The 24,703-nt window shown below is 69.8% G+C and carries 21 protein-coding genes; 9 read left to right on the top strand and 12 right to left on the bottom strand.

The window, feature by feature from the left end; all coding sequences use genetic code 11:
* Positions 1 to 9: 9 nt before the first annotated feature.
* Together FHR72_RS05975 and FHR72_RS05970 are read right to left on the bottom strand one after the other, a co-directional pair.
* Positions 10 to 1,419, bottom strand: coding sequence for an NtaA/DmoA family FMN-dependent monooxygenase (locus tag FHR72_RS05975; RefSeq protein ID WP_183467009.1), 1,410 nt, complete (start codon positions 1,417 to 1,419; stop codon positions 10 to 12).
* Positions 1,420 to 1,430: 11 nt separating this feature from the next.
* A complete protein-coding gene (locus tag FHR72_RS05970; RefSeq protein ID WP_183467008.1) occupies positions 1,431 to 2,273 on the bottom strand; it encodes a sulfurtransferase in 843 nt (280 codons plus the stop codon).
* A 222-nt stretch (positions 2,274 to 2,495) separates the two neighbouring features.
* Here FHR72_RS05970 and FHR72_RS05965 point away from each other — a divergent pair, with 222 nt between their 5' ends.
* Together FHR72_RS05965 and FHR72_RS05960 are read left to right on the top strand one after the other, a co-directional pair.
* A complete protein-coding gene (locus tag FHR72_RS05965) occupies positions 2,496 to 3,326 on the top strand; it encodes a sulfurtransferase (RefSeq protein ID WP_183467007.1) in 831 nt (276 codons plus the stop codon).
* Entirely contained in the window at positions 3,323 to 4,621 is a 1,299-nt protein-coding gene (locus FHR72_RS05960) for an MFS transporter (protein WP_183467006.1), read from the top strand. Before FHR72_RS05965 ends, FHR72_RS05960 begins: the two co-directional genes overlap by 4 nt.
* Before the next feature lies 1 nt (position 4,622).
* On the opposite strand, the gene FHR72_RS05955 is transcribed toward FHR72_RS05960, so the two are convergent.
* The 6 genes from FHR72_RS05955 to FHR72_RS05930 all read right to left on the bottom strand — a co-directional run bounded on the left by FHR72_RS05955 (position 4,623) and on the right by FHR72_RS05930 (position 12,315).
* Positions 4,623 to 4,955, bottom strand: coding sequence for a 4Fe-4S dicluster domain-containing protein (locus FHR72_RS05955; RefSeq protein ID WP_183467005.1), 333 nt, complete (start codon positions 4,953 to 4,955; stop codon positions 4,623 to 4,625).
* Positions 4,952 to 6,505: an FAD-dependent oxidoreductase gene (locus FHR72_RS05950; RefSeq protein WP_183467248.1), complete on the bottom strand. Its 1,554-nt coding sequence runs from the start codon at positions 6,503 to 6,505 to the stop codon at positions 4,952 to 4,954. The genes FHR72_RS05955 and FHR72_RS05950 overlap by 4 nt, the downstream gene beginning before the upstream one ends.
* Positions 6,506 to 6,663: 158 nt before the next feature.
* Positions 6,664 to 7,500, bottom strand: a complete 837-nt coding sequence (locus tag FHR72_RS05945) for a sulfurtransferase (protein WP_183467004.1) — start codon at positions 7,498 to 7,500, stop codon at positions 6,664 to 6,666.
* Positions 7,497 to 8,564, bottom strand: coding sequence for a ketopantoate reductase family protein (locus FHR72_RS26720; RefSeq protein WP_183467003.1), 1,068 nt, complete (start codon positions 8,562 to 8,564; stop codon positions 7,497 to 7,499). The genes FHR72_RS05945 and FHR72_RS26720 overlap by 4 nt, the downstream gene beginning before the upstream one ends.
* Positions 8,561 to 11,683, bottom strand: coding sequence for a helicase HerA domain-containing protein (locus FHR72_RS05935; RefSeq protein ID WP_183467002.1), 3,123 nt, complete (start codon positions 11,681 to 11,683; stop codon positions 8,561 to 8,563). The genes FHR72_RS26720 and FHR72_RS05935 overlap by 4 nt, the downstream gene beginning before the upstream one ends.
* A complete protein-coding gene (locus tag FHR72_RS05930; protein WP_183467001.1) occupies positions 11,683 to 12,315 on the bottom strand; it encodes a hypothetical protein in 633 nt (210 codons plus the stop codon). Before FHR72_RS05930 ends, FHR72_RS05935 begins: the two co-directional genes overlap by 1 nt.
* A gap of 40 nt (positions 12,316 to 12,355) precedes the next feature.
* On the opposite strand from FHR72_RS05930, the gene FHR72_RS05925 reads away from it, so the two are divergent.
* Positions 12,356 to 13,063, top strand: a complete 708-nt coding sequence (locus tag FHR72_RS05925; protein WP_183467000.1) for a TVP38/TMEM64 family protein — start codon at positions 12,356 to 12,358, stop codon at positions 13,061 to 13,063.
* A gap of 13 nt (positions 13,064 to 13,076) precedes the next feature.
* Here FHR72_RS05925 and FHR72_RS05920 read toward each other — a convergent pair whose 3' ends face one another.
* Positions 13,077 to 13,397, bottom strand: coding sequence for a DUF732 domain-containing protein (locus FHR72_RS05920; RefSeq protein ID WP_183466999.1), 321 nt, complete (start codon positions 13,395 to 13,397; stop codon positions 13,077 to 13,079).
* 44 nt (positions 13,398 to 13,441) lie between these two features.
* Between FHR72_RS05920 and FHR72_RS05915 the strand changes: the two genes are divergently transcribed.
* Together FHR72_RS05915 and FHR72_RS05910 are read left to right on the top strand one after the other, a co-directional pair.
* A complete protein-coding gene (locus FHR72_RS05915) occupies positions 13,442 to 15,784 on the top strand; it encodes an AAA family ATPase (RefSeq protein ID WP_183466998.1) in 2,343 nt (780 codons plus the stop codon).
* A 64-nt stretch (positions 15,785 to 15,848) separates the two neighbouring features.
* A complete protein-coding gene (locus FHR72_RS05910; RefSeq protein ID WP_183466997.1) occupies positions 15,849 to 16,916 on the top strand; it encodes a threonine aldolase family protein in 1,068 nt (355 codons plus the stop codon).
* Here FHR72_RS05910 and FHR72_RS05905 read toward each other — a convergent pair.
* Positions 16,885 to 17,847, bottom strand: a complete 963-nt coding sequence (locus FHR72_RS05905) for a prenyltransferase/squalene oxidase repeat-containing protein (protein WP_183466996.1) — start codon at positions 17,845 to 17,847, stop codon at positions 16,885 to 16,887. The two genes, FHR72_RS05910 and FHR72_RS05905, sit on opposite strands and share 32 nt — an antisense overlap.
* 159 nt (positions 17,848 to 18,006) lie before the next feature.
* Here FHR72_RS05905 and FHR72_RS05900 point away from each other — a divergent pair, with 159 nt between their 5' ends.
* The 3 genes from FHR72_RS05900 to FHR72_RS05890 all read left to right on the top strand — a co-directional run bounded on the left by FHR72_RS05900 (position 18,007) and on the right by FHR72_RS05890 (position 21,060).
* Positions 18,007 to 19,131: a baeRF11 domain-containing protein gene (locus FHR72_RS05900; RefSeq protein ID WP_183466995.1), complete on the top strand. Its 1,125-nt coding sequence runs from the start codon at positions 18,007 to 18,009 to the stop codon at positions 19,129 to 19,131.
* A gap of 57 nt (positions 19,132 to 19,188) precedes the next feature.
* Positions 19,189 to 20,049: a CHAD domain-containing protein gene (locus FHR72_RS05895; protein ID WP_183466994.1), complete on the top strand. Its 861-nt coding sequence runs from the start codon at positions 19,189 to 19,191 to the stop codon at positions 20,047 to 20,049.
* 96 nt (positions 20,050 to 20,145) lie between these two features.
* A complete protein-coding gene (locus tag FHR72_RS05890; protein ID WP_183466993.1) occupies positions 20,146 to 21,060 on the top strand; it encodes a quinone oxidoreductase family protein in 915 nt (304 codons plus the stop codon).
* 7 nt (positions 21,061 to 21,067) lie between these two features.
* On the opposite strand, the gene FHR72_RS05885 is transcribed toward FHR72_RS05890, so the two are convergent.
* Positions 21,068 to 21,817 carry an alpha/beta fold hydrolase gene (locus FHR72_RS05885; RefSeq protein WP_183466992.1) on the bottom strand — a complete coding sequence of 250 codons (750 nt, stop codon included), beginning with the start codon at positions 21,815 to 21,817 and terminating at the stop codon, positions 21,068 to 21,070.
* Between the two features lie 46 nt (positions 21,818 to 21,863).
* Between FHR72_RS05885 and FHR72_RS05880 the strand changes: the two genes are divergently transcribed.
* Complete coding sequence (locus FHR72_RS05880; RefSeq protein ID WP_183466991.1) at positions 21,864 to 22,826, top strand: NAD(P)H-dependent flavin oxidoreductase; 963 nt, start codon at positions 21,864 to 21,866, stop codon at positions 22,824 to 22,826.
* Between the two features lie 40 nt (positions 22,827 to 22,866).
* Here FHR72_RS05880 and FHR72_RS05875 read toward each other — a convergent pair whose 3' ends face one another.
* Complete coding sequence (locus FHR72_RS05875) at positions 22,867 to 24,513, bottom strand: hypothetical protein (RefSeq protein ID WP_183466990.1); 1,647 nt, start codon at positions 24,511 to 24,513, stop codon at positions 22,867 to 22,869.
* Between the last annotated feature and the right edge of the window lie 190 nt (positions 24,514 to 24,703).

Here is a 24,703-nt window from a genome sequence, read left to right as displayed (position 1 = left end):
GCGACGGCGTCAGCCGAACGCTGCCTCCTGCCGGATCTTTTCCACCCCGTCCGTACCTGCGGTGTGAAAGCCCCCACCGTTCGACACAGAGTTCTCGAAGCCGTCGCCGGGACGTTGCAGCCCCAGCGTGTCGCGCAGCGTCGACCCCGGGTACTCCGTACGGAAGATCCCCTTGCGCTGCAGCAGCGGTACGACGTGGTCGACAAACTCGGTGGCGACGTCGGGCAGCTGCGCCGCCATGATGTTGAAACCGTCGGAGGCGCCCGCCTGCACCCAGGTCTCGATCTGGTCGGCGACCTGCTCGGGCGCGCCGATCGCGGTGACGTGGGTCAGGCCACCGCCCTGACGGGCCAGGATCTGGCGCACCGTGTACTTCTCGCGGCGTGCGGTGCCGATCAGCGCCGCGAAATGGCCACCGGACGCGCCGAGTTCGCCGTCGGCGGGCACGAGATTCCACGGCAGCTCCTTGTCGAGCTCCAACGCCTCGACGGGTACGCCGATCTGCAGCGCCAATGCGTTGATCGCGAACCGCTCGGTGTGCAGTTCGCGCAGCTCGATCTCGCGCGTGCGGGCCTCGGCTTCGGTGGGAGCGACGAGGGTGATGAGGCCGGGCAACACACGGACGGTGTCAGGGTCACGGCCCCAATCCGCGGCGCGCTTGCGGACGGTGTTGCGGAACGCGATCGCCGATTCGATCGTGGGCTGCACCGTGTAGACGGCGTCGGCGAACCGCGAAGCCAGGCCGATCCCGTCCGGGGAGGAGCCGGCCTGCACGAGCACGGGGTGTCCCTGCGGGGAACGTGGCAGCGGCAGGGGCCCTGCGGTGTTCACGTACTCACCGGTGTAGTCGACGGCCCGGATGCGCGCCTCGTCGACGTAGGTTCCGGTGTCGCGGTCGGCGACCCACGCGCAGTCGGCCCAGCCGTCCCACAGCGCGAGGACGGCTTCGACGAACTCGTGCGCGCGTCGGTAGCGCGCGTCGTGGTCGAGCCCGTGCTCGTGGCCGAAGTTGCGCGCGACGTCGTCTCCGTTGGTCGCGACGATGTTCCATGCGGCGCGGCCGTTGCTGATGTGGTCGAGCGTCGAGATCCGCCGCGCCAGGTTGTAGGCCGAGTTGTACGAACTGGAAGCCGTTGCGACAAGTCCGATGTGGCTGGTGTGCTGCGCAACGGCGGCGAAGGCCAAGGTCGGGTCGAGCCCGCGGAACGGCCGGTACTCGCCACGGTAGCGCCACACCGGGGTATCGGCGAGGAAGACCGCGTCGAAGAGGCCTCTCTCGGCGATCTTGGCGACCTCGATGTAGTGCTCGAGGCTGCTGTACTGCCGGGTGTCGCCGTCGCCGGCACGCCACGCGCCCGGGAACACTCCGCCCGGAATCAGGTTGAGGTTCAGGGTGATCGAATTGTGGGGGAACGTCATGGTCGCTTTCCTCATCGCTCTACCGGGAAGCCGACGATGCTTCCCCATTCGGTCCAGGAGCCGTCGTACACCCGGACGTTGTCGAAGCCCAGCACCTCCGACAGGGCGATCCAGCCCAGCGTGGAGCGGTGCGACAGCCGGCAATAGTTGACGATCAGAGAGGCTGAGTCGCTGACCTTCTCGTCGACGATGCGCTGCAGCTCGCCACGGTCGCGCAGTCGGCCGTGCTCGTCGAGCAGGTCACGGAAGAACAGGTGTTTGGCCCCGGGAATACGGCCGTGCCGCTCGGCGCCGTGGTCGATCGGGGCGCTGGGGCCGCTGACACGGGCACCGCTGTACTCCTGCGGGGTCCGGTAGTCGAGCAGGACGACGTCGTCGCGGCCGAGCAGGGCACGGACCTCGTCGCGACCGATGCGCAACCGCTCCTGCTCGGCGGTCGGCTCCGGCACCGTCAGGGGCGCGGCAGGTGCAGCCCGCCGGACCGATCCGCCGGTGGGTAGGCCGGCTGCCTTCCACGCCTCGAGTCCGCCGTCCAGATAGGCGATGTCGGTGTATCCGCGCACCCGAAGCGTCCACAGCACGTAGGCGGCGAACTGGGTGGGTTCCCCGGCGAGCACGATCCGCGAGCCCTCTCCGGCGCCCAGTCGAAAGAGGCGCTCCGACAGTTCCTCTCCACTGGCGAGTTCCCGTTCGAGTGGATGCCACGCGAGGTCTTTCCAGAAGGCGGTCCGCGCACCGGGGATCACGGCTTCGCCCGGAGGGGCGGCGTACACCTCGATCACCGCGAGGTTCGGATCGTCGAGGCTCGCGTCGAGGTCGTCGACGGAGACGACACTCCGCGTGATCAGGCTCATGGGCTGTCCCTTTGTGACAAATGCGATTGATACAAAAACTGTTGCTGTGCAAGCACATTAAAGACCCGGCTCGCAGGGGCGTCCATAATTTCCCTTGCCGCGAGAATAATTACCGGCGCGGTAGGAGGAACAGTTTGAGTCAGGCGTAGCTTTTATCGCGGAGCGGCCCGATCGCTGTGTTATGAAACATAACTCGTGGCACAAACACACAGGGAGCACAGGATGAGTGAGGCGGGTAGGTCCACCCATCTGATCGGACCGACCGAGCTGCAGTCGCGGCTCGCGGGGGGTGACGAGACGGTGGTGCTCGACGTCCGCCACAGCATGCCGACCGACCGCGCGGATCCGAACGCGTACGAGGCGGCACATGTGCCGGGGGCATTGTTCGTCGACATCGACGCCGACCTGGCCGGCGCGGGTACCGGACGCAACGGTCAGCGTCCGCTCCCCGGCCCCGCCGAGTTCGAGAAGACGGTACGACGCTGGGGCATCGACTCCGTCACACCCGTCGTCGTCTACGGCGCTTCGCGCTCCCCCGCCCCGGCCCGGGCCTGGTGGCTGCTGAAGTGGGCCGGTGTCGAGTCGGTGCGTCTCCTCGACGGCGGGTGGGACGGATGGCACGGCGATCTCGCTTCCGGCGCGGCCGACGAACCCCGTGAGAGCAAGTTCGTCATCCGCCCCGGCGGCCTGCCGGTGGTCGAGGCAGCCGACGTCCCGTCGTTCGCCGACCGTGGGCTGCTCCTTGACGCCCGCCCCGCCGCGAAGTTCTCCCACCCCAGCGACGCGGAGGCCGGACACGTCCCTGGCGCCCGTAGCGTCCCGGTGGCCGAGTTCTTCGACACCGCAGGCTTTCTGCTGCCCGACGATCAGCTCCGCGAGCGTGTCACCGCGCTCGGGATCGCCGCGGGCGACGAACCGGCGTCCTACTGCGGCACCGGTGTGGCCGCGGCCCTCGAGGTGTTCGTTCTGTCCGTGCTCGGGGTGCGGGCACGGCTCTACGTCGGCTCCGCCTCCGAGTGGGTCGCCGATCCGTCCCGCGTGCTCGTGCGGTGACGCCGCCCACCGAGCGGAAACGCCGACTTCTCCTCGACGTCACGCCGTTCCGGAGCAGTCGCGCGTTCACGCGGCTGTGGGTCGGTACGGCGCTGGGCAGCATCGGCCAGGAGATGACCGTCGTCACCGTCGCGTTGCAGGTCTATGCGATCACCTCGTCGACGTTCGCGGTGTCGCTGATCGCAGGTATCGCGTTGGGGCCGATCATCATCGGCGGTCTGTACGGCGGCACGCTGGCCGACCGATTCGACCGGCGCCGGGTGGCGTGGGTGGCGTCGGTGATCTCGTGGGTCGCGATCGTCGTGCTCGCGGTGCACGCGGTGCTCGGCGGCACGTCGCTGTGGCTGCTGTACACCGCCGCCACCGTCAACGCGGCCGCGGGCACGGTCGGTGGCATCACCCGGCGCGCGATCATCCCGCGGCTTCTCCCGCAGCAGCTGCTGCCCGCCGCGGGCGCCCTCAACGGCATCAACCTGGGCCTGATGGCGACGCTGGGCCCCCTGCTGGGCGCGACTGCGGTCAACGCCGGCGGGTTCCACACCGCCTACCTGATCGACGTCGCATTGCACTGTGCGGCGTTCCTCGGAGTGTTCACGCTGCCGGCGCTGCGTCCGGTCGATGCGGCGCCGTCGAGTCCGCTGCGCGCGGTCGCCGACGGGTTGTCGTTTCTGCGCCGGGCGAGCAACGTCAGGTTCAGCCTCACACTCGATGCGATCGCGATGGGCCTGGCCCAGCCACGCGTGCTGTTCCCCGCGCTCGGCGCCGTGACGATGGGTGGCGGGGTCACGACGGTGGGCGTGCTGGCGGCAGCTGCGGCAGCGGGAACGATGCTGATGGGATTCTTCTCCGGGTGGACGGGCTCGATTCGCCGGCAGGGCCAAGCCATCCTGGTGGTCACCTATGTCTACGGCGTCACTGTCGTCGCCGCCGGTGCCGTTGTGCTGGTGGCTGCCCTGCGCCCACATCCCGGGGGCACGAACGTCGCGGCGATCGCCGCGCTCGCTGTGGTGCTGGCCGTCGGCGGCGCCGTGGACAACATCGGCGCGATCTACCGGATGGCCATGCTGCAGGCTGCGGTCCCGGACAATATCCGCGGGCGGGTGCAGAGTCTGTACACGTTGGTGGTCACCGGCGGCCCGCGAATCGGTGACGTGGTCAGCGGTGTGGTGGCGAGCGCTCTGTTCCTCTGGAGCCCGCTGCTGGCCGGCGGCCTCGTGATGATCCTGCTGACGTGGGTGCTGACCCGCCGGACACCAGCGTTCAAGGACTACGACGCCGAGAACCCGCAGCCGTGAATTACTGCGGCGCCTGCGGTTGCACCGCGTCACGGGCTCCGGGGGATCGCCCGCGGCCCCACCCGAGAGCGGCGCGGTAGCCCCCGATCAGGCCCGCCTCCCGCAGCGCATCCACATCGCGGAACCGGGAGTCCGCGGGTGCGGGATGCACCAGCGGCGCAACGAAGAGCGCATCGACCGGGCAGTAGGCCTCGCACTGGAAACACGTCTGGCAGCTGTCGTGCCGGGCGATCACCGGCACGCCGTCGGCACCGCGGTCGAAAACCCTTGTGGGGCAAACCTCGATGCACTTGTCGCAGGTGATGCACCGTTGCCTGTCGACGATCTCGATCACGCGGCACGCTTCCCGTCGGCCAGCCACTGCGGTTCGGGGACCGTCCACAGCTCATCGAGGCCGCCGGTCACCAGGCGGTGCTGCTGCGCCGAGTCCCCTGCGGGAAAGTCGGCCCGCTGGTGCATACCCCGAGATTCCTGGCGATGCAACGCCGCGTGGTACATCCAGCGGCCGTGCGCAAGCATGGCGGTGGCCTCGCGGGCGCGCAGTCCGCTCCCGCCACGGGCCGCACCCCACAGCGCGTCGAGTTCGGCCAGAGCCGGCTTCAGCCGTTCGGCGTGGCGGAGGTAGTTGATGTCGTAGGCCGTGCACAGCCGCTGGATCTCCGGCAGCGCCTCCACGGATACCGCTCCGGCCCCACCGGCGTCGGACGTGTGCGTCGGCGGCCCGCCTCGCGCGCGGGCGAACTGTGCAGCACCGCGACCCGCCCAGGCACCTGAGCATGCCGCCCACGACGCGTTGTGCGCGCCACCCCCGGTGTAAGCACCGGCGATGAGTTGCCTCGTCGCGGCGTCACCGGCCGCATACAGCCCGGGAACATCTGTGGCGCAGTCGATTTCGGCGATACGCACACCACCGGTGCCGCGCACCGTGCCTTCGCACAACAGCGTGATCTCGAACATCTCGGTGAACGGATCGATCCCGAGACGGTCGAACGTCAGGAAGAAGTTGGGTTGGCCGGTGCGCATCGTGGCCCGGTCGGACTCGGGCGCAAGGTCGAGCCGCGCGTACACCGGCTCGTTCAACAGTGTCTCTGCGATCAGCGTGCGGTCCTTCGTCGCACCCGGCGCCTCGAGAAACGTTCCTTCGCTTCTGTAGAACGTCGCCCATGCGTAGTACGCGTTCTTGGTCATCGACGTGTTCTTCGGCGCGAGCGCATACGCGCAGGAGAATTCCATGCCCGAGAGCGCCGCCCCGGCTTCTGCGGCCATCAGCGCGCCGTCTCCGGTGTTCGTGTCGCAGCCCATGGTCTTGGACTGGAACGCACAACCACCCGTCGCGAGCACGACAGCACCTGCGGTGATCCGCAGCGGCAGGCCGTCGGCGCGGCGCACCGCGGTGGCCCCGGACACCACTCCGTCGCCGTCGGTGAGCAGACCCAGTGCCGGGGTGTGGTCGAGAATGCGAACCCCGAGGCGCTGCAGGCGGATACGCTGACGACGCATGTACTCGGGGCCCTGCAGGTCCTCGCGGATCTGACGGCCACGGCCGTCGACGGGGAACGGATAGCGCTGGATGCGGGCGAGCTCGTCCATCCGGACAATCGTGTCGTCGAGTACCCGCGACATCCACGCCCGGTCGGTCAGGCCCGCGCCGACCTTCTCGCGCCTGGCCATTGCAGCCTCGCGGAGCTCCGGATCGTCCTGGACGTACCAGACCCCGGTGCCGGCCGACGCAGTCGCGCCGCTCGCGCCGGTGAAGCCTTTGTCGGCCAAGACGACAGCAGCCCCCGCTTCGGCCGCCTTGATCGCCGCCCACGTTCCCGCAGGCCCACCACCGAGGACGAGAACGTCGGCATTGAGGGCCTCGGCTTCTGGCGGCGCGTTCAGACGAGCCGCCTTCCCGATTTCCGCTGCGGTCGTTCGCTACGCACCGAGCGAGCCTGCCCGAAGGGTCCGCCCCACGCCACCGATGCGATCGCGACGATTCTTTCTTCGCGGAATAGCATTCCCGGCTGTCGTCGGGCCGGGTTCTGCGACCGGGAATGCTATTCCGGGGCAGACGGCCCCACGGCCACCGGGCGCGAGGGCTCGGCGCTCCACTGCGACCACGACCCGGGGAACAGGGCGGCGTCGACGCCGGAGTGCGCGAGCGCCGCGACGACCACCGAGGCGGTCACGCCCGACCCGCAGTACACCGCGACATCCGTCCCGGGGCCGACGCCGCGCGCGCCGAACATCTCGGTGAGGTCCGCGCGCAGGGTGCCGTCCTCTGAAAGCAGGCTGGTGCTCGGCACGTTGACGGCCCCGGGGATGTGGCCCGCTACCGGGTCGACGGGTTCGTGCTCGCCCCGGTAGCGCTCCGGGGCGCGGGCGTCGAGAAGCGTCGGGGTGTCGAGTGCGTCGTCGGCGGCGATGGTCGGCAGGGCGCCGGCGTAGAGGTCGTCATGAGCCACGGTGACGTCTCCGGGCTCCGGAGTCACTGCGCCCGTGTGCAGTTCGCCGGGCCAGGCGGCCAACCCGCCGTCGAGTATCCGCACGTCGGCGATGCCGGCGGCGGTCAGCACCCACCACGCACGCGCCGAGCCGGCGCGATTCCAGTCGTCGTAGACGACGACGGGCACCCCGTCGCGCACGCCCCAGCGTCGCGCGGCCGCCTGCACCGCCGCACCGGACGGCAGCGGGTGACGCCCGCGGCCGGTGACGGTGTGGTCGGAGAGGTCGTCGTCGAGCGAGACGTACACCGCGCCGGGGAGATGCCCCGCCTCGTAGGCTGCGGTGCCGTCGGGTTCGGGCAGCGACCAGCGGACGTCGAGCAGCGTGACGGGCTCCTCGGCGTCGAGCCGCCGCGCCAACTCGTCGGCGGTGATGAACACATCGCTCATGATTCCTCCGGCGAGGCGGCGATCCCGAGACGTTGCGCCAGTTCGGTTTCGGTGAACTCTCCGGGGCCGCGCCCGTTCTTCGCGGCCTCGCGGGCCAGACGTGCCAGCGCGGTGTTCAGCGGGGCGGCGGCGCCGCACCGGTGGGCGATCAGGACGATCTCGCCGTTGAGGAAGTCCGTCTCGACGCTGCCCGTGCTGCGGGCCAGCGACTGCCACGTCGAATTCGGGATGACCTCGTCGGTCCCGGGGACCGGACGCAGCGTCGGCCCGTCGGCACGCGCGGCCGTGGACACGTCGAACGATATGTAGTCGATACCCGCCTGTGCGAGAACAGCTTTCCCCTCGTCGACGACAGCGGTCTCGACAAAGCCCTCGCGGGCCGATCCGGTCAGCGCCACGACGGCATTGCTGAGGTTGCTCAACAGCTTGTTGTATTTCCACGGCGCGACGTCGGCCGGCAGCTTCACGACGATGCCGGCGGCCGTCCAGGTGCGCGCGACTTCGTCGAGCAGGTCGGCGTCCTCGGCCGACGCCAGCTCGGCGGGCCACCGCGCGATGTGGAACTGCCCGGCGACGGGCCAGGATTTCGCGATGACCTCACCCGGGGTGACGTGCGCGGCCGGCATCCACACGCAGATCCCGAACACGCGGGCGAACAGGCGCAGCGCCCTCTCCTCGGCCACCACACCGTTGAGGGCGGTCAGCACCGGCAGCCGCTCGCCCGCCGTGCCGATCACACCGGCCCCGCCGTGGACCGGCTGATCCGCCCAGTCCTGCAGGGCCGCATCGAGTTGGTGGGTCTTGGTGGCGAACACCAGCACGTCGTCGTCGGTGAGTCGCACGTCCTCGGGCGAGGACGCGACCGCCACGTCGATCTCGAACGCGCCGTCGGGGGTGCGCAGAATCAATCCGTTCGCCGCCAGCACCTGCGCGTGCTCGCCGCGCGCGACCAGCAGCACGTCGGCTCCCGCCCTCGCGAGAGCGCCCCCGACCGTGCCGCCGACGGCGCCGGCGCCGATCACGACGTAGCGGCGGGAACCCGACCCCGGACTCCGGGCGGTCACAGTGGCCGAGCCTGGGCCAGCCGCAGCACGTCCTCCGCCGACGGCGGGCTCGGCGGGTGATACGACAGGCACCACGGCGCGACGATGCGGTGGAAGGACTCCCCCTCGGTGGCGACGTAGAAGTTGCCTGCACGCAGCCGGCTGATGTCGTCGACCAGACCGCCTTTCGCCCGGGCCATCTCACGGGCGGCCTCGATCTGCGCCGGTGCGTTGAGCAGGCCGTAGAACTGGGTGGCCGCGTTGCCCGGGATGTTCAGGTTGATGCCCTTGGGCGCTTGGGTGGCGAACACCAGGCCGAGCCCGTACTTGCGAGCCTGCGACGACAGCGCCAGGGTGCTGCGCGTGCAGGGGGTGAAACCCCGTGCGGGTGCGAAGTTCTGGGCCTCGTCCATGACGAGCAGTCCACCGAGCGGCCGCTCACCGGCGGGGTTGCGCTTGATCCACGCGAACAAAGCCATCTGCAGTTGGTTGACGAAGCTCTGTCGCTGCTCGTCGGAGGGCAGCCCGATCATGCTGATCACCGAGACCCTGGCGCGGTAGCCGTCGGACGGCGTCAGCAGCACACCGGGGTCGACGGGTGTTCCGGCGCCGCCGAACAGCGGATCGTTGACCATCGCGGCCCGCAGGTTCTGCGAGAGATCGCCGGCGATGCCGTGCGCGTCGGCCATGTCGCTGGCGTCCTCGGGGAGGTCGGCCAGCAGCCGGATGAAACCCTCCAGTGTCGGTGACGGCGTTCTCCCATAGTGCTGCAACGCTTCTCGCAGCACTGCCCGAGCTCGGGTGGCCTTCTGGGTCCTGCCGGTGATCAGCGCGCGGGGTTCCAGCGCCGAGCACGCCGACTCGACCGCCTCGGTGAACTCGTCGTGGTCGTCGAGGACACTGGCGAAGTCGGGCAGCGGCTGGAACGCCAGCGGCCGGCCGTTGGTGCGCCGAGGCGTCCAGACCGTCACCTCGGTGTGGCGCAGGTAGTCGTCGGCGCGCTCGCTGTCGGAGGGACGCCAGCCCGGCGGCAGCTGCGGCCAGGCGGTGCCCAGCCGCGACAGGTCGTTGTTCGGGTCGAGCACGATCGAGGACACACCGCGCAGCGCGCACTCTTCGACGAGGCGCCGGATCAGCACCGTCTTGCCCGACCCGGAGCCGGCGAAGATCGCGACGTGCTTGCGCAGCGCCGAGAGATCAACGGTCACAGGCGCTTCGGTGCGCAGATCGAGACCGAGCGGCATGGCACCGTCGGGCACGTCGTACTCGGCGACGGGTTCGGGTTCGGGCTCTGCCGCGGGCTCCGGCGAGTCGGCCGGCTCCGCGGTCGGGAGGTCCACGGCGGCTTCCCGGCCGTCCCCGAGCGCCTCGGCGAACAGCGAAAGGCCGTGCGCGGGACGGCGCGCTCGCAGCCACCCCGGGAGCTCGTGGTCGTCGTCGGCGAACAGATCCCGCAGCGCGGTCATGGTCCGGATGTCCTCGACCGACAGCGGGACGGTACGCCCGCCTGCGGCGTGGAACTGTTCGATCTCCTCGGCGGTCTTCTTCCCGCTCGGCCACGGGGCGTTGCGCAACAGGAACAGCTGCCGCCGGTCGGACTCCGCGCTGAAACCGCTGGCGTCCACCGCTTTGCGCACCCGGCTCAGAGCCGCGCTGGCATTGGTCGCCGAGATGGCGCGAAACGCCCAGTGCCGCTCGTCCTCGGTGGTGTCGTCGAGGCTCTCGCGCAGGCGCGCGTGCAGGGTCACGTGCGTGCCGGGCGGCGGATCGCACACGAACGTGCGCTCTCCGTCGCGCTCGGCGATCCACGCCGTCAGCGCGGCCGACAGCAGCTCGGGCATCGTGATGTCCTCGCCGTCGTGGGCGAGGGCCGCTTCGGGCACTGCACGCCGCCGATACTCGGCGAAGCGGCGATCCAGCACCGCGGACACCGAGCCACTGTCGTTGTCGCGCTGCGGTTCCCACGTGGGCTGCGCTTCCGCACCGAGATGTTCCAGCTCGACGACCTCGCCGTGTTTGAGGCATTCGCGCACGTGGGTGTCGGCGCGGATCAGCAACTGCCGCGGCGTGTAGGACGGGGCCTCGTCGAACGCGACCGGGGCGATCGGCCAGCTGGCGTACGGCGGCGCGAACCCGGCCCCGGCGTAGCTGGCCGCGAACCGGCGCTCCAGGATCGCCCGTCCGACGTCGGCGCTGGGCAGCGGCGACAGCACGCCCGTCATCCGGAACCTGTCGGCGACGCTCGCGGCCGCACGCTGCTGGATGTGCTCCCACACCGCGGGAAGGCACGCCACCACCGGAACGGTGCGCCGCATGGTCTGCCGCAGGGACATCAGGCCGTGGGCGACCTGCTCGAGCACACCGTCACCGGTGTCGCCCGCCAGCGACTGCGCCAGCAGGGTGTCGATCTGGTCCACGGCGAGCACCGACGGCCCGGCCAGAGCGACCAGCCGGGAGACGTCGCGGACGCACTCCTGCGCCGACGTCGGCGCCGACCGCAGCCCCCACGGCCCGCGCTCCTCGACGCTGAATTCCTCGCTGCCCTGCAGGAAGCCTTCGCCGATGTCGTGGGCGATGAAGTCGTTGGACGCCAGCAGCACCAGCGCGCGCAGCACCTGATGGCATTGCCGGACAGTCTCTTTGGCCACCAGCGAGAGCGCTTTGATGAAGCGGTACAGCGTCTCGGCGTCGAGGTCGTCATCGCCGATGATCGCGCGGCGGTCGGCGCGCGACACGTGCGCCAACGACGACAGCTCCCACAGCAGGTCCTTGAGTTGGGTCTCCCGCTGTGTTCCCGGCCGGCCGAGACTCTCCAGCACGCCACTGCGCACCGACTGCCAAAAGCTGGCCGCGTCGAGCAACTCGACCACGAAGAAGTAGCCACCGTCGGCCTGGGCGCGTTCGCGGATCTGGCCCAGCAGGTGCGTCTTTCCCGACCCGGCGGGGCCGCGGATGACGACACCCAGCGGCGCGGACGCCTCGTCGCGCAGGGCGTCGCCGAACGCGCCCATCACCTCGTCGACGGCGTGCTCGTTGAGCCCCTTCACATGGGTGGCGGCCTGGGGACGCCACAGGTCGTCGGAAGTCGGCGCCCAGGTCAGCCGCAGCGAGGCCAGCGCGTCGCGCTGCAGGGTGTCCATCACGCCTCGATGGCGATCAGGTGCTTGGGGCGGTCGCCGATGACGACGGCCGCGGCCCGGTCCTCGGCGGTCAGCACCTTCTGGTCCTCCTGCGGGATGACGGAGACACCGGGAGTGCGGTGCAGCGTGCGCAGTGCGGCGTCGAGATCGGCGCGCGGCACGTCCAGTTCGGCGCGCAGCTTCGTCAACGGCACCCAGCCGCCGGGGCGCTCGGCGAGATCCCGGTAGACGGCGCGGACGCGCTCCTCGATGCCGGACGGGGCCGGCGCCGGTGCGGGGGCCACGGCGCCGAAGACGTCGGCCAGACTCAGGTCCGAGCGGTCCAGATGGCGTCCCAGCGCGCCGAGCACCGTGTACAGGGTCTTTGCCGGGCCGGTCGAGCGCGGTGGCGGGCCGGCGTCGATGAGTTCGCGGCACAGTCGCCAGCCCCGGTCGGTGAGTTCGTGGACGAATCTGTTTCCGACACGTTCGGATTCGATCAGGCCCAGGCGGTTGAGGGTGTCGCGGCCGCGTTTGTCCAGCGCTGGACCCAGGACCGCCAGCTCGGAATTGGGCACCGGTCGTGCCGCGGCCATCAGCACCAGCAGCACCGCCCGTTCGGTCCCCGTCAGCTCCCCCGCGGTCACACTCACGTCTGCCAACTTAACGGGGTGCGGCAGGATTGCGTTCGACATGGTTGAGCCCATCGGTGTTCCCGAAACGTCGAAACGGCGTGCACTCGTTCGGCTGGTGCTGGTCGTCGCGTTTTTGGCGCTGCTGTTCTACCTCACGGCCGTCGCGCGTGTCATCGACGTGGAGGCGGTCCGAGCCCTGGTCGCGTCGACGGGTCCGCTGGCGCCGCTGACCTACGTGGTCGTTTCGGCGGTCCTGGGCGCCCTGCTGGTGCCGGGTCCGCTGCTGGCCGCGGGCAGCGGCTATCTGTTCGGTCCGGCGCTGGGGACGGTCGTCACGCTGGGCGCCACCGTCGGCAACGCGATGATCTCCGGGTATGCGGGCCGCCGGGCCGGCCGGCAGAGCGCGCGGACGCTGCTGGGGCAGGAGCGCGCGGAGCGGGTGGACCGGATGATCGTGCGCGGCGGGCTCTGGGCGGTGGTGGGTCAGCGATTCGTCCCGGGCATCTCGGACGCGCTGGCTTCCTACGCGTTCGGCGCGTTCGGCGTTCCGCTGTGGCAGATGGCCGCCGGCGCCTTCATCGGGTCGATGCCCCGCGCGTTCGTCTACACCGCGCTCGGGTCGTCGATCGGTGAGTTCTCGGCGCCGCTGGCCGCCGCCGCGATCGCCGTCTGGTGTGTGACCGCGGTGATCGGCGCCTTCGCCGTGCACCGGGGCCTGCGGTCCTGGCGTGCGAGCCGCACCGACGGCCCGTCGGACGCCGACTGACGTCGCGGCGGGCTCAGCCGCCGACGAGCGCGCGGTGCTGGTCGCAGTAGGCCGCCACGGACGCCCCGACGACCATGCCGGACTGTTCGGGGGTCAGACCGTTGGCCGCGGCGATGCTGTCGGCCACGACATGCAGCGACTGTCCCTGGTCGAGTCCGGCGCACACGGCGTGGCCCATCTCCACCGCGGCGGCCGGGTCGGCGGCCGGCACACCCATCATGTCGAGCACGTCGAGGAACATCTGGTCGTCCGCGGCGGCGGGCGCGGCGGTCATCAGCGCGGCGGCGCCCAGGACGGCCGTCATGCCGGCGAGGCGGATCTTCAGCGACGTCACAGCAGCCATCCTGCCCCACCGGTGCGGCGCTAGCCTGGGCAACCATGGCCGCCGTCGTCCTCACCGAGGAGTTCCGGGAGGCGATGGCGTTGCTGGCCGGCGGCAGGCACGTGTTCCTCACCGGCAAGGCCGGCACCGGCAAGTCGACGTTGGTCCGGCGGTTCATGGCCGAGACCGACCGCAACGTCGTCGTGGTGGCGCCGACCGGCATCGCGGCGCTCAACGTCGACGGCTACACGATCCACCGGATGTTCGGGTTCCGGTCGACGACGACGCTGGAGGACATCCGCGCCGGCGACTACCGTCCGGGCCGGTTCACCAAGACGCTGGGGTCGCTGGAGACGCTGATCATCGACGAGGCGTCGATGGTGCGCGCCGACGTGTTCGACATGGTGTGCGCCGCCCTCGAGCGGTTCGGCCCGGCCCCGGACACGCCGTTCGGCGGCGTGCAGATCGTGCTCGTCGGCGACCTGTACCAGCTGCCGCCCGTGGTCCGGGAGGACGAGGCGGCGTACTTCTCCACCACCTACGAGACGCCGTACTTCTTCTCGGCGCGCTCCTTTCATCGCGAGGACTTTCCGACAGTGTCGCTGACGACGGTGTTCCGTCAGCTCGGCGACGACCGGATGACGGCCATTCTGAACGAGATTCGCGAAGGCGTGCTGCTCGGACACGCCCAGGAGCAACTGAACGCGCGCGCCGACAAGGACTTCGTACCGCCCGCCGACGAGTTCTGGCTGACGTTGGCGCCGACGAACCGGTTGGTCACCGCACGCAACCGCCAGCAGCTCGAGCGGTTGCCCGGCGACGAGATGGTCCGTCACGCGAAGGCCTCCGGCGACCTGGCCATGTTCGAGGCGCCCGTAGAGGAGACCCTGCGGTTCAAGGTCGGCGCGCAGGTGATGATGCTCAACAACGACCAGGGCGGACGCTGGGTCAACGGCACGGTCGGGCGGGTGGCCGGCGTGGGGTACGACCGCTACGGAGCGGTCGTCGAGGTCGAGTTCCCGGACGGCACCACCGCCGAGGTCTCCCCGTTCACGTGGGAGGTCACGCGGCCGGTGATGTCCGGGTCGTCGCTGAGCCGCGAGGTCGTGGGCAGCTACACGCAGCTGCCGTTCAAGCTGGCGTGGGCGATCACGATTCACAAGAGCCAGGGCCAGACGCTCGACCGCGTCGTCGTCGACCTGACCGGCGGCATGTTCTCCACCGGGCAGCTGTACGTGGCGCTGAGCCGCTGCACGTCGCTGGCCGGCCTGGTACTCAAACGTCCTGTGCTGCCGAAGGATCTGAAGACCGACCGGCGCATCGCACGCTATCTGCGCACCTCCTCGGGACACACCGGGGCGCGCCGCTACTGCGCGATCGGGATGCTGACGGTCGGCGACGAGGGTCGCATGTCGCGCCCCCGGCCGGTCGAGCTGGCGGTCGCGTTCGACGACGGCACCGCGCTGACCACGCTGGTCAATCCGCAACGGGATCTGGCCGACGCGCGCACGGCGTTCGGCATCACCGTCTCCGATGTGCTGCTGGCGCCGACGCTGCGGGAGGCCTGGGCGGTGATCGCGCCGATGCTCGCGGGGTGCACGCCGGTGGGTGTCGGCGTCGACGAACAGCTGGGACTGCTCGACTTCGAGCTCAAGCGGCTGGGCCATGTCACGGCGATGCCCCTCGGCGTGGAACTGCGCGGCACGCGGGTGTCCGGGCGCACAGCGCTGGAGCGGGCGCGGTCGGCGATGGACCGCCACCGGGATTCGGAGGCCGAGGCGGGCTCGTCGGCGTTCGACGACCCCGAATCGGTCGAGGTGTCAGGTCTTCTCGTCAGCCGGGACTCTTCGGTGCCGACCCCGGTGGCCGAGCACCTGCCCGGCCTGTCCGCATTGCTGCGCATCAGCCGTGACGTCGGGACCGTGCTGCTGGGCGGTCAGGCCCCACCTCGCGACGATGCGACCGGGTGGGAGGCGGGCGCGCGGCAGTCCGTCGCCGATCAACTCCGGGCCGCGGCGCAGCGCGTGCAGCTGACCGACGAGGTGGTCGAGCGGCTGCACGCGGCCGAAGACCTCCTCGGCGTCGAAATACTTTCGGGTGCAGAGCTTCTCGTGCAGCACGACATCGGCGACATCCTCACGCCCGGGGCGCGGGTCTGTTTCACCGGCACCGCGCAGGACGCGACGGGCCGCATCGTCGAACGCGACGAGATGGAACGCCTGGCCCTCGGCGCGGGCCTCGCCCCGGTCAAGACGGTCACCAAGACGCGCTGCGACGTCCTGGTGACGGCCGAGGCGGGCACGCAGTCGGGCAAGGCCCGCAAGGCGCAGGAGTACGGCAAGCCGGTGCTGTGCGCCGACGACTTCTTCACCTGGCTCGCCACCCACGCGCCGAACTGAGATTCCCGGTCGCGATCCGGGCGTCGATGACGACCCTCACGCCCGGCTCGGCGACGCAGGCAGAATGGAGCGCGTGCCCGCCTCCGCCGCCTTCGCCTCGGACAACGCCGCCCCCGCGCACCCGAAGGTCCTCGAAGCCCTACTGCGCGTCAACGACGGACCCGCCGCGTCCTACGGCGACGACCCGGTGACCGCGCAGGCCGCCGACGCGGTGCGTGCCGCGTTCGACAGCCCCGAGGCCGAGGTGCTGTTCGCGTTCACGGGTACCGCGGCCAACACGATCTCCCTGGCCGCGGCGGCCAGGCCGTGGCACGAGATCTACTGCAGCGACGTGGCGCACGTCCTCGTCGACGAGGCCGGCGGACCCGTCCGGATGTCGGGCGCCCAGCTCACCCGCCCGCCCAGCGTCGACGGACTGATCGACCCGGATGAGCTGGAACGCCGGGTGCGGGGGCGCCTGTGGACCGGGTCCTCGCGCGAGCGCTCGTCCGCCGTGCACCATTCCCAGCCGCGCATCGTCTCGGTGACCCAGTCGACTGAGAGCGGCCGGGTGTGGACGGCACAGGCGCTGGCCGAGTTCGTCGACCGGGCGCACTCGCTCGGTCTCCTGGTCCACGTCGACGGCGCACGGATCGCCAATGCCATTGCTGCGCTCGATGTCTCACCATCCGCGGCCATCGCGGACGCGGACATCGTCAGCGTCGGCGGCACGAAGAACGGGCTGCTGTTCGGCGACGCCATCCTCGTCCGGCGTCCGGAGCACTTCGACGGAATCCACTGGATACAGAAGCAGATCGGGCATCTTGCGAGCAAGCACCGCTTCATCGCCGCCCAGTTCACCGCACTGTTCGACGAGGACCTGTGGCTGCAGAACGCCCGCCATGCCAATGCGATGGCCCGTCGCCTGACCGCAGGCCTGGAATCACAGGGATTTCAGCTGGCCTCGCCCGCGGAGTCCAACGAGGTGTTCGTGACACTCGACACCAAGGTGCACCGGCACCTGTCGAGGTCCTACCTGGTGCACCAGCCCGACCACGGTGTACCGGTCGTGCGGTTCGTGACGTCCTGGGCCACCACCGAGGACGACGTCGACGCCGCCCTCAGCGCGCTGCGTGCGCGTCCCACCACGTGAGCACGCGAGAAGCGTGGAGGGTCAACCATTTTGAGGGCGCACCGGCGGCCACGTCGACATCGAACCACACCCTGCCCGGATCGGGCTGACCCTGCGCCCAGGTGCCGTCGGGCCGGCGCGCAGCGCGAACCATGTCGACCGCGGACGCCATCCGCGGATCGGGCGGGCGCCGCGTCGCAGCGAAGTAGTCGAGCGCGGTGAGCACGCTGTAGCGCCACCGGAACGGGTAGGTGAAGTTGTCCACCCACGGGCCCACCGGCTCGCCGGTGGACAAGCGCCGGAACAGATCCCGCTGCAGGAGGTACTCCTCCCCCGCCGCGCGGGCGGACCGGATCTCGGGTGTGTCGAAACCCGCGTCAGCCACGGCGAGCAGACCTTTGAGCGCATTCAGCGTCGAGTGGTACGACGACCTGGTGGCGCCCTCGACCCACAGGCAGTTCCACCCGCCGTCGCCGAGCTGATGCTCGACGAACCAGTCGGCGATCCCCGCCACGTCCGCGCCGAGCCAGATGCCGTTGGCCAGCGTCCACGCGTTGATGCAGCAGTCCACCTCCCCGTCCCAGAACGGCAGGTCGTCGTACTCCCACCGGCTGTTGGTCGTGAGCAACTCGACGGTGCGGCGCTTCTGGAGGACCGAGGCGTCGACGCCCCACTCCCGCAATGCATTCAGGCTCCACGTCGTTGCCGTCCACGGCTGCCCTTCGGACTCGACGGTGTCGAAGTCGAAGCCCGCCGGGAAGTAGGCGCCGCCGGCCCACTGGCCGTCGGGATCCTGCAGGGCGAGCAGCCGGGCGCCGAACCCCTCCGTCGCGACGCGCGCCCGGGTGGCCTCCCAGACCTGGGTCGGGGCCCCGCAGAGCTCACGCTCGACCTGCCACCGCAATGCCGGATCACTGTCCAGCAGCCACTCGATCACCCCGTCGGCCACCACGTCATGACTCTAACCCCGCCGGCGACCCGGCCCGGGTTTCGCTCTCAGCGAACCCTCATGCGACACAACACACTAACTCCAAAGAGCTGCTTTCCCAGAGCATTTCGTCGAGGCGGCTTCTCTAGTGTGGAAGACACACCGGACACAAAGGAGTGAGTGGTGACGCGATATCAACTGCCCGACATCAACGACCTACGAAGGCTCGGTGAGCCACACGAGATGGCCATCACGGTCTATGTGGAAACCTCCCCCGCGCCCGATCAGCGCAGCACCAGCCATCTCAGCGCCAAGAGCGCCGTCGACCGCATACTGCGCGACATCCGCGAACGGGGGACGGCCCCCGCTGTCGTCGATCGGTTGCGAAACCGCTGGGCAGAGATCGCTGATTCTGATGTGTGGCTGCGCCTTTCGCGATCTCTGGCGATCTTCATCGCCGACGACTTCCACGAGGTGTACGTGCTGCCGAATGCGTTGCTCAATCAGTCGCAGATGGGCGCGTACTTCGACATCGGCCAGTTGGTACGGGCCGTGACCACACCGCAGGAAGCCTACGCCCTGACCCTGTCGGCCAATGGCTGGAATCTCTGGCAGGCGACGGCCGCCGCCCGCGCGGACGAGATGGCGCTTGTGGGTGACTACCCCTCTGACGTCGCGGATGCGACCAACCGCGCCACCGTCCGCGACCGCGACCATGTCCGTCGTCTCGTCGGTGACGAGGGAAAGAAGGTTCTGCTGGAAACCTATGCCAAGCGGGTGGCCGAGGCCGTCGGGGCGGAACTCGGGCACGTCGACCCGGCCGGGCAGCGGCCATTGTTCCTGTTTGCCGCCGACCCGTTGCTCAGCATCTTCAGCGGACTCGATACCAAGCATGCGGTCATCGCGGTACCGGGCGCCCCCGACGAACTCCGGCCCGACCAGATCGACCAGACCATTCGCGCTTCGCTGGGCGAGCTCAACGCCCGCCGCGTCGACGCACTCGTCGACAGCATCGGCGACGGTGTCGCCCGCGGCCTGGTCGCGGCCGACGTCGCCGACATCGGCCGCGCCGCCGTCGCCGGCGCGGTCTCGACGCTGGTGTACAACTTCACGGTCGACGTCATCGGACGGTTCAACGACGCCAACGGCCGGGTGTCCTACGACGCGGGCGGCTATGACCTGTTGTCACGCATCGCGATCACAGTCCTCGACAAGGGTGGCGACGTGGTTGCGGTGCGCCCGGAGGAGGTCACCGCCGACATCTGGAACGGCACAGCCGTCGCTGCGCTCCGCTTCCCGCTCACCTGACCGCGTTTCCGGCCGGACCCCCGGATGCTGATCTTCGGCCGCGGGTACTCATAGCGAATGAGTACTCAGACGACGTCGACCGGAGACACCCGCAGCGCGCAGCACAAGTCCCCGCTCCGGGGCTACCTCGGCGAGCAGATCGGGCTGGTGCTCGACGGGCTGGCCGCGCTGCGCGAGGGCACCGATCCGATCCACGACACCCGGGTGGCCATCAGGCGTACCCGCAGCACGCTGCGCGTTTTCGTGGCGCTGCTCGACGCCGAGGCCGCCCACGCCTTCGAAGTCGAACTCAAGTGGTTCGCCGGGGTGCTCGGTGACGTCCGGGACCCGCAGGTGCAGCAGCAGCGGCTGCGCGCGGCGCTCGACGAACTGCCCGAGGAGTTGGTGCTCGGACCGGTGGGCTCACGGATCAATCTCGACCTGCGCGGTCTGGAGAAGCCGGCGCGCGAGAGAGTCGCCGAGGCCATGGAGTCACCCCGCTATCGAGATTTGGCCTCCGAGCTGCAGCGCTGGCGGGCCGATCCGCCCATCCGGCCGGGCAGCACCCGCAAGAAGTTGCAGGCCCGCGCGCAGAGAGCCTGGAAGAAAGCCGACAAGCGCCTCACCGAAGCCGTGACAAGCGGCGAGGACGATCTACTGCACCGGGCCCGCAAGGCGGCCAAGCGGGCGCGCTACGCGGCCGAACTCCTCCAGTGGCACTCCCCGACGAAGAAGACCACTGCGATCGAGAAGCGCTACAAGCACATTCAGACGGTGCTGGGCGACCTGCAGGACACGGTCGTCGCCCGCACGGTGCTTCGGCAGATGGGTGCCGCCGCAGGGACGACGCCGGGCGAGAACGGGTTCACCTTCGGACTGCTGTACGCCCGGCAGGAGCAGCTCGCCGAGCAGTGCCGCCGCGACGCCGCCGGGCTGTGACCGCCATCTGAAGGTGACGGGCGGGCCTGTGTCCGTTTCGACAACCCCGGCACGGGTAGCCCGCACGTTTGTCACCGAGGAACGGGAGGGGCCGCCATGCGCGCAGCGGTATTGGAACAGGCCGGGCAGGCGCCGACCGTCAGGGATTTCGAGGAGCCCGACCGCGATGTGGTGCAGGTCAGCCTCGCCGGATGCAACCCCGTCGATCTCGCTCTGGCCTCCGGCAAGGCCGGCGAGTGCGACGTGCCGCGGGTCGTCGGTCAGGAGGGCGTCGGCTACACCGTTGACGGCACGCGGGTGTACTTCAACTGGCCGATGGCACCCTTCGGGTCCTGGGCCGAACTCGCCCGCTTCGATCCCGACCGGACGTTCCCCGTGCCGGCGACCGTGGACGACGACATGGCCGTGGCCCTGGGCATCTCGGGTCTGGCGGCGTGGCTTCCGCTCACCCGCCACGCCGACGTCTCCTCCGGGCAGTCGGTGCTCGTCCTGGGGGCGACGGGGGTGGTCGGCAGCATCGCCGTGCAGGCCGCGAAGATCCTGGGCGCGGGCCGCGTCGTCGCCGCAGGCCGGCACCTGGATTCGCTGAACAAGACTCGCGATCTCGGGGCGGACGCCATCGTCGAACTCGGCGGCGACGACGACGCCGCGGCACTCAAGGCCGAGACCCAGAACGGCTATGACGTCGTCGTCGACCTGGTCTACGGGGAGCCGTTCCTCGCCGCGCTGGAGGCTTCCGCGGTGGGCGCCACGCTGATCACCGTCGGCCAGGGCGCCGGCAGCGCACCCGCGGTGCCGTTCGCACGTCTGATGGGCCGAACGCACGTGGGCCACAACAACAATCTGCTCCCCGCCCGCGTGATGCGGCAGGGCTATCAGGAGCTGACCAGCCTCGCCGCGGACAAGCGTCTCTCGGTGGACACCGTCCGCTACGGTCTCGACGAAGCCGAGGCCGCCTGGCAGGCCCAGGCCAACGGACCCCATGTGAAGATCGGGATCACGCCGCGCTGAGTCTCTTTCAGGCGTCCAGCGTCTGCCAGAACTCCGTCAGCGCCGCAGCACCCCGCTGCGGGTCCTGCACCATCCACCAGTGTCCGAGACCCTCCAGCACCGTGGTGCGGGCGCCCGCCCGGTCGGCGGCCCGTCGGCGGTTGTCGTTGACACCGACGTAGGGATCCTCGGTCGCCAGCACCGACAGGCCCGGCCGCGCGGCCAGCGCCTCCAGGTTGCGGCCGGCCTCGGCCATCGCGGGCTGTGCCGCCGAGCGGTACAGCGCCAGGATCGCCCGTCCCATATCGTCGTTCTGGTGCTCGGCGACGGCTGCGGCGATGTCCTCCGGAATGCCAAGGGAAGCCATGAGTTCGGTGCGGGCGGGTAGCCCACCGCCCATCATGTTCTCGATGAGTTCCTCGCCGGCGCCCGGTGTCTGCCACACCTGTGCCATGTCGTGCCAGACGTAGTCCGGGTCGAAGAGGCCGATGACGTCGGTCGCCCAGCTGCGGACGAGCTCGGGCCGGTGCATGACCGCGTTGACGACGTGGCCACCGCCCCAGTCGTGGCCGACGAGGTCGATCGGCCCGTCGAGCTTCTCCAGCTCGCTCTCGAGCCAGTCCCGGTATTCGAGGAAAGTCGCGCCGAAGCCGTCGGGCAGCGGCGCGCCGAACCCGGGCGGGGACAGCCGCACCACGTCGTCGCGTCCGAGGACCGCGACGAGCGGCCCCCAGATCGCCTCGGTCTCGGGATTGCCATGGACTAAGACGACCGTCATGCCCTCATCCTGGCACGGACGGCGATAATGACCGGCGGGAGGCGAGATGGACCCGCTCACGACGCCCTGGTCGGCGACGATGGCCCTGGACGCACCGATCGTCAACGCACCGATGGGTGGCGCCGCGGGGGGTGCGCTCGCAGCGGCGGTCAGCCGCGCCGGCGGTCTCGGGATGATCGGCAGCGGCAGCGCCGGATCGGGGGCCCTACTCCAAGGTCAGCTCGCGCACACCGCAGACCTGGTGCAGCCCTTCGGTATCGGCCTCGTCGACTGGGTGATGCGACAGGACCCCACCCTCCTGACGGTCGCCCTGGACGCTCGGCCGGCGCTGCTGTGCGTCAGCTTCGGTGACGACTGGTCGTGGGTGCAGCCCGCCCGCGACGCCGGCTGTGTCACCGCCACCCAGGTCGCCGACCTCGGCGCGGCGCGCGACGCCGCCGATGCCGGGGTGCAGGTCCTCGTCGCACGCGGGGCGGAAGCCGGCGGGCACGGCCGCCCCAGCATCGCGACCCTGCCGCTGCTGGCCGAAATCCTCGACCACGTCTCGGTGCCGGTGCTCGCGGCCGGAGGCATCGCGTCGGGGCGCGCCCTGGCCGCGGTGCTCGCCGCCGGAGCCGCGGGCGCCTGGATCGGCACCGCGTTCGCCCCCTGCACCGAATCGCTGCTCGCCGCACCTGCCCGCGACGCGATGCTGGCCGCACGCGCCGAGGACACGATGACCACGCGGGCGTTCGACGTCGCACTGGGCTACCCGTGGCCGGACACGCTGCCCGAACGGGTGCTGCGCAACGCGTTCACCGACGCCTGGGACGGACGGGAGGACCGGCTCGGCGCCGATGCCCGCGAGACGCTGCGCCGCGCGATCGCCGAGGACGACGTGTCGATGGCCCCGGTCAACGCCGGCCAGGGGGTCGGCGACGTCACCGCGAGCGAGCCCGCGGCCGAGGTCATCCGGCGGCTCTGCGCCGACGCCCGGGCCGCACTCGCCCATGTGCATCCAGGGTCGTGATGTTCGCCGCAGCAAGACCCTGACTGCGCGCTCGCGACGCCTACGCCTTCGGTTCCAAGTACCAGATGTAATCCGAGCCACCCGCCCCGAACCTGCCGGAAACTTTGGCGTGTTCGAGATCCGAGGCGGACCTGTTGGCGACGTTCTTGAGTCCGTTCCAGATCCCCTTCACTAAGGGCTTGCCAACGGTCGGAATGAAGATCCCGACGAAGTCTCCGGTGATGTCCTTCAGTTCGTCCCAAGACTCGTCCAGATCACCGGCTGCCAACGATCCCAACAGCTGTCCGGTATCGATCAGCAACGCAAAGGCGTTGGCTGGCACGCTGCCGATGAAGGGGACGAAACTTACTGTCGTGACCAGATTTTCGAACGCCGCCTCCCATTCGGGATTGTTCTCGTCGGGGAGCGTGATCAACAGGTTGAGCGGGAACGGCAGTTGGTCGCCGTCGTGCTCACCATCGCCGTCGGCGTCGTCGTCCTCGTCGTCAGGTGTGCCGTCGCCATCGTCGTCCTCGTCGTCTTCGTCAGGGGTGCCGTCGTCATCGGCGTCGTCGTCTTCCTCCTCTGAATCCGGCACGCCGTCGTTGTCGTCGTCGAGATCCTTGCTGTCGGGAATCCCGTCACCGTCAGTGTCGAGGGGGTTGTCGAACTCGGTCGGGAAGTAGCCCTCGGGAAGGGCAACGGCCCACATAGAAATCTGGTGGGTGCCATAGTTGCCGATCTCGGCGGTAATCGTCTGGTTCAGTGCGATGACTTCGATCTTGGTGATGATGTCATTGCCGAACCATGCACCCTCCGGCCAATCGTGGCGAGTCGTGATGATGTACATGTCGGAATCCGGATAGTCCCACCATTGCCTTTCCCACACCGAAGTCTGCGTATATCCTTCGGGCGTATCGCGGGTGTTGATCTGGTAGCCAATCCCGGACGCGAATGCGAAACCACCGAGGTCTCTAACGATTTCGTCTATGAACAGCTGCAGTGACCCAGGCTCGGGCACCCGCTCGGAAACCAGGCCCACTGCGGTAGGCGCCATGGCGCCCGCGGCTGCGAGCCCCTTCGAAACCTGGCTGGCGCCGCTGACCTCGCGCCTGAATCCGGCGAGCATGGTTTGCAGGATCGCGTTGGTGGCTGGCGTGGTGGGTTCGATCGGTGCCTCGGGGTCTGCAGCGGCCTCGCCGATAGGCACGATTTCCGATCCCGCGAAAGTCGGTTCGGCCGGCAACTCTTCTGGTTCCGGCGTCGGGCCAAAATCCTCCGCAGTCGTGACCGCTTGCTCTGCTTCCTGTTCCTGATCGTCAGCGAGCTCCTCATCGTGCGTGTCGTCGGATGTACCCGACGGCGACGACGCCGCGCGCACGTCAGTGTTTTCGTCTTCGTCATCAAGGTGTTCAACATCATCGTCGAGAAGTCCAGCGTCGGGGGCCTCATCGTCCCCGTCGTCCTCGGATTCGTCCCTATGCGCCGCGAACCCCGAGGATTCGTCGCCCGTTCCGGCGCCGGCATCGGCCGTGCCACTCGACGATGCCGACGGGCCCGCCGCGGCACTCCCGTCCTCCGCCCACGCGCTGGTTGATGTCGCCGTTGCGACAGCGAAACCCACCCCCAACGCGAGCGCAAGCGCACCGACGCGTCCAACGTGACGGCCGCCGGCCTCGGACGTTTTCATTTCGGCAACGTTGCTCATTGGTCCCCTCCGTAAGCTGATCTGCGCCGACGTTAATTCGGAGGGCATCGCCGAGGAATCGGGGGAATCCCTAAAACTGTCGGAAGAAGCGAGCCCGCGGCCGAGGTCATCCGGCGGCTCTGCGCCGACGCCCGGGCCGCACTCGCCCATGTGCATCCAGGGTCGTGATGTTCGCCGCAGCACGACCCGG

This window comes from Mycolicibacterium iranicum (genome assembly GCF_014190915.1).
In the GTDB taxonomy this organism is placed as follows: domain Bacteria; phylum Actinomycetota; class Actinomycetes; order Mycobacteriales; family Mycobacteriaceae; genus Mycobacterium; species Mycobacterium iranicum_B.
This window is presented reverse-complemented; position numbering and strand designations above follow the sequence as displayed.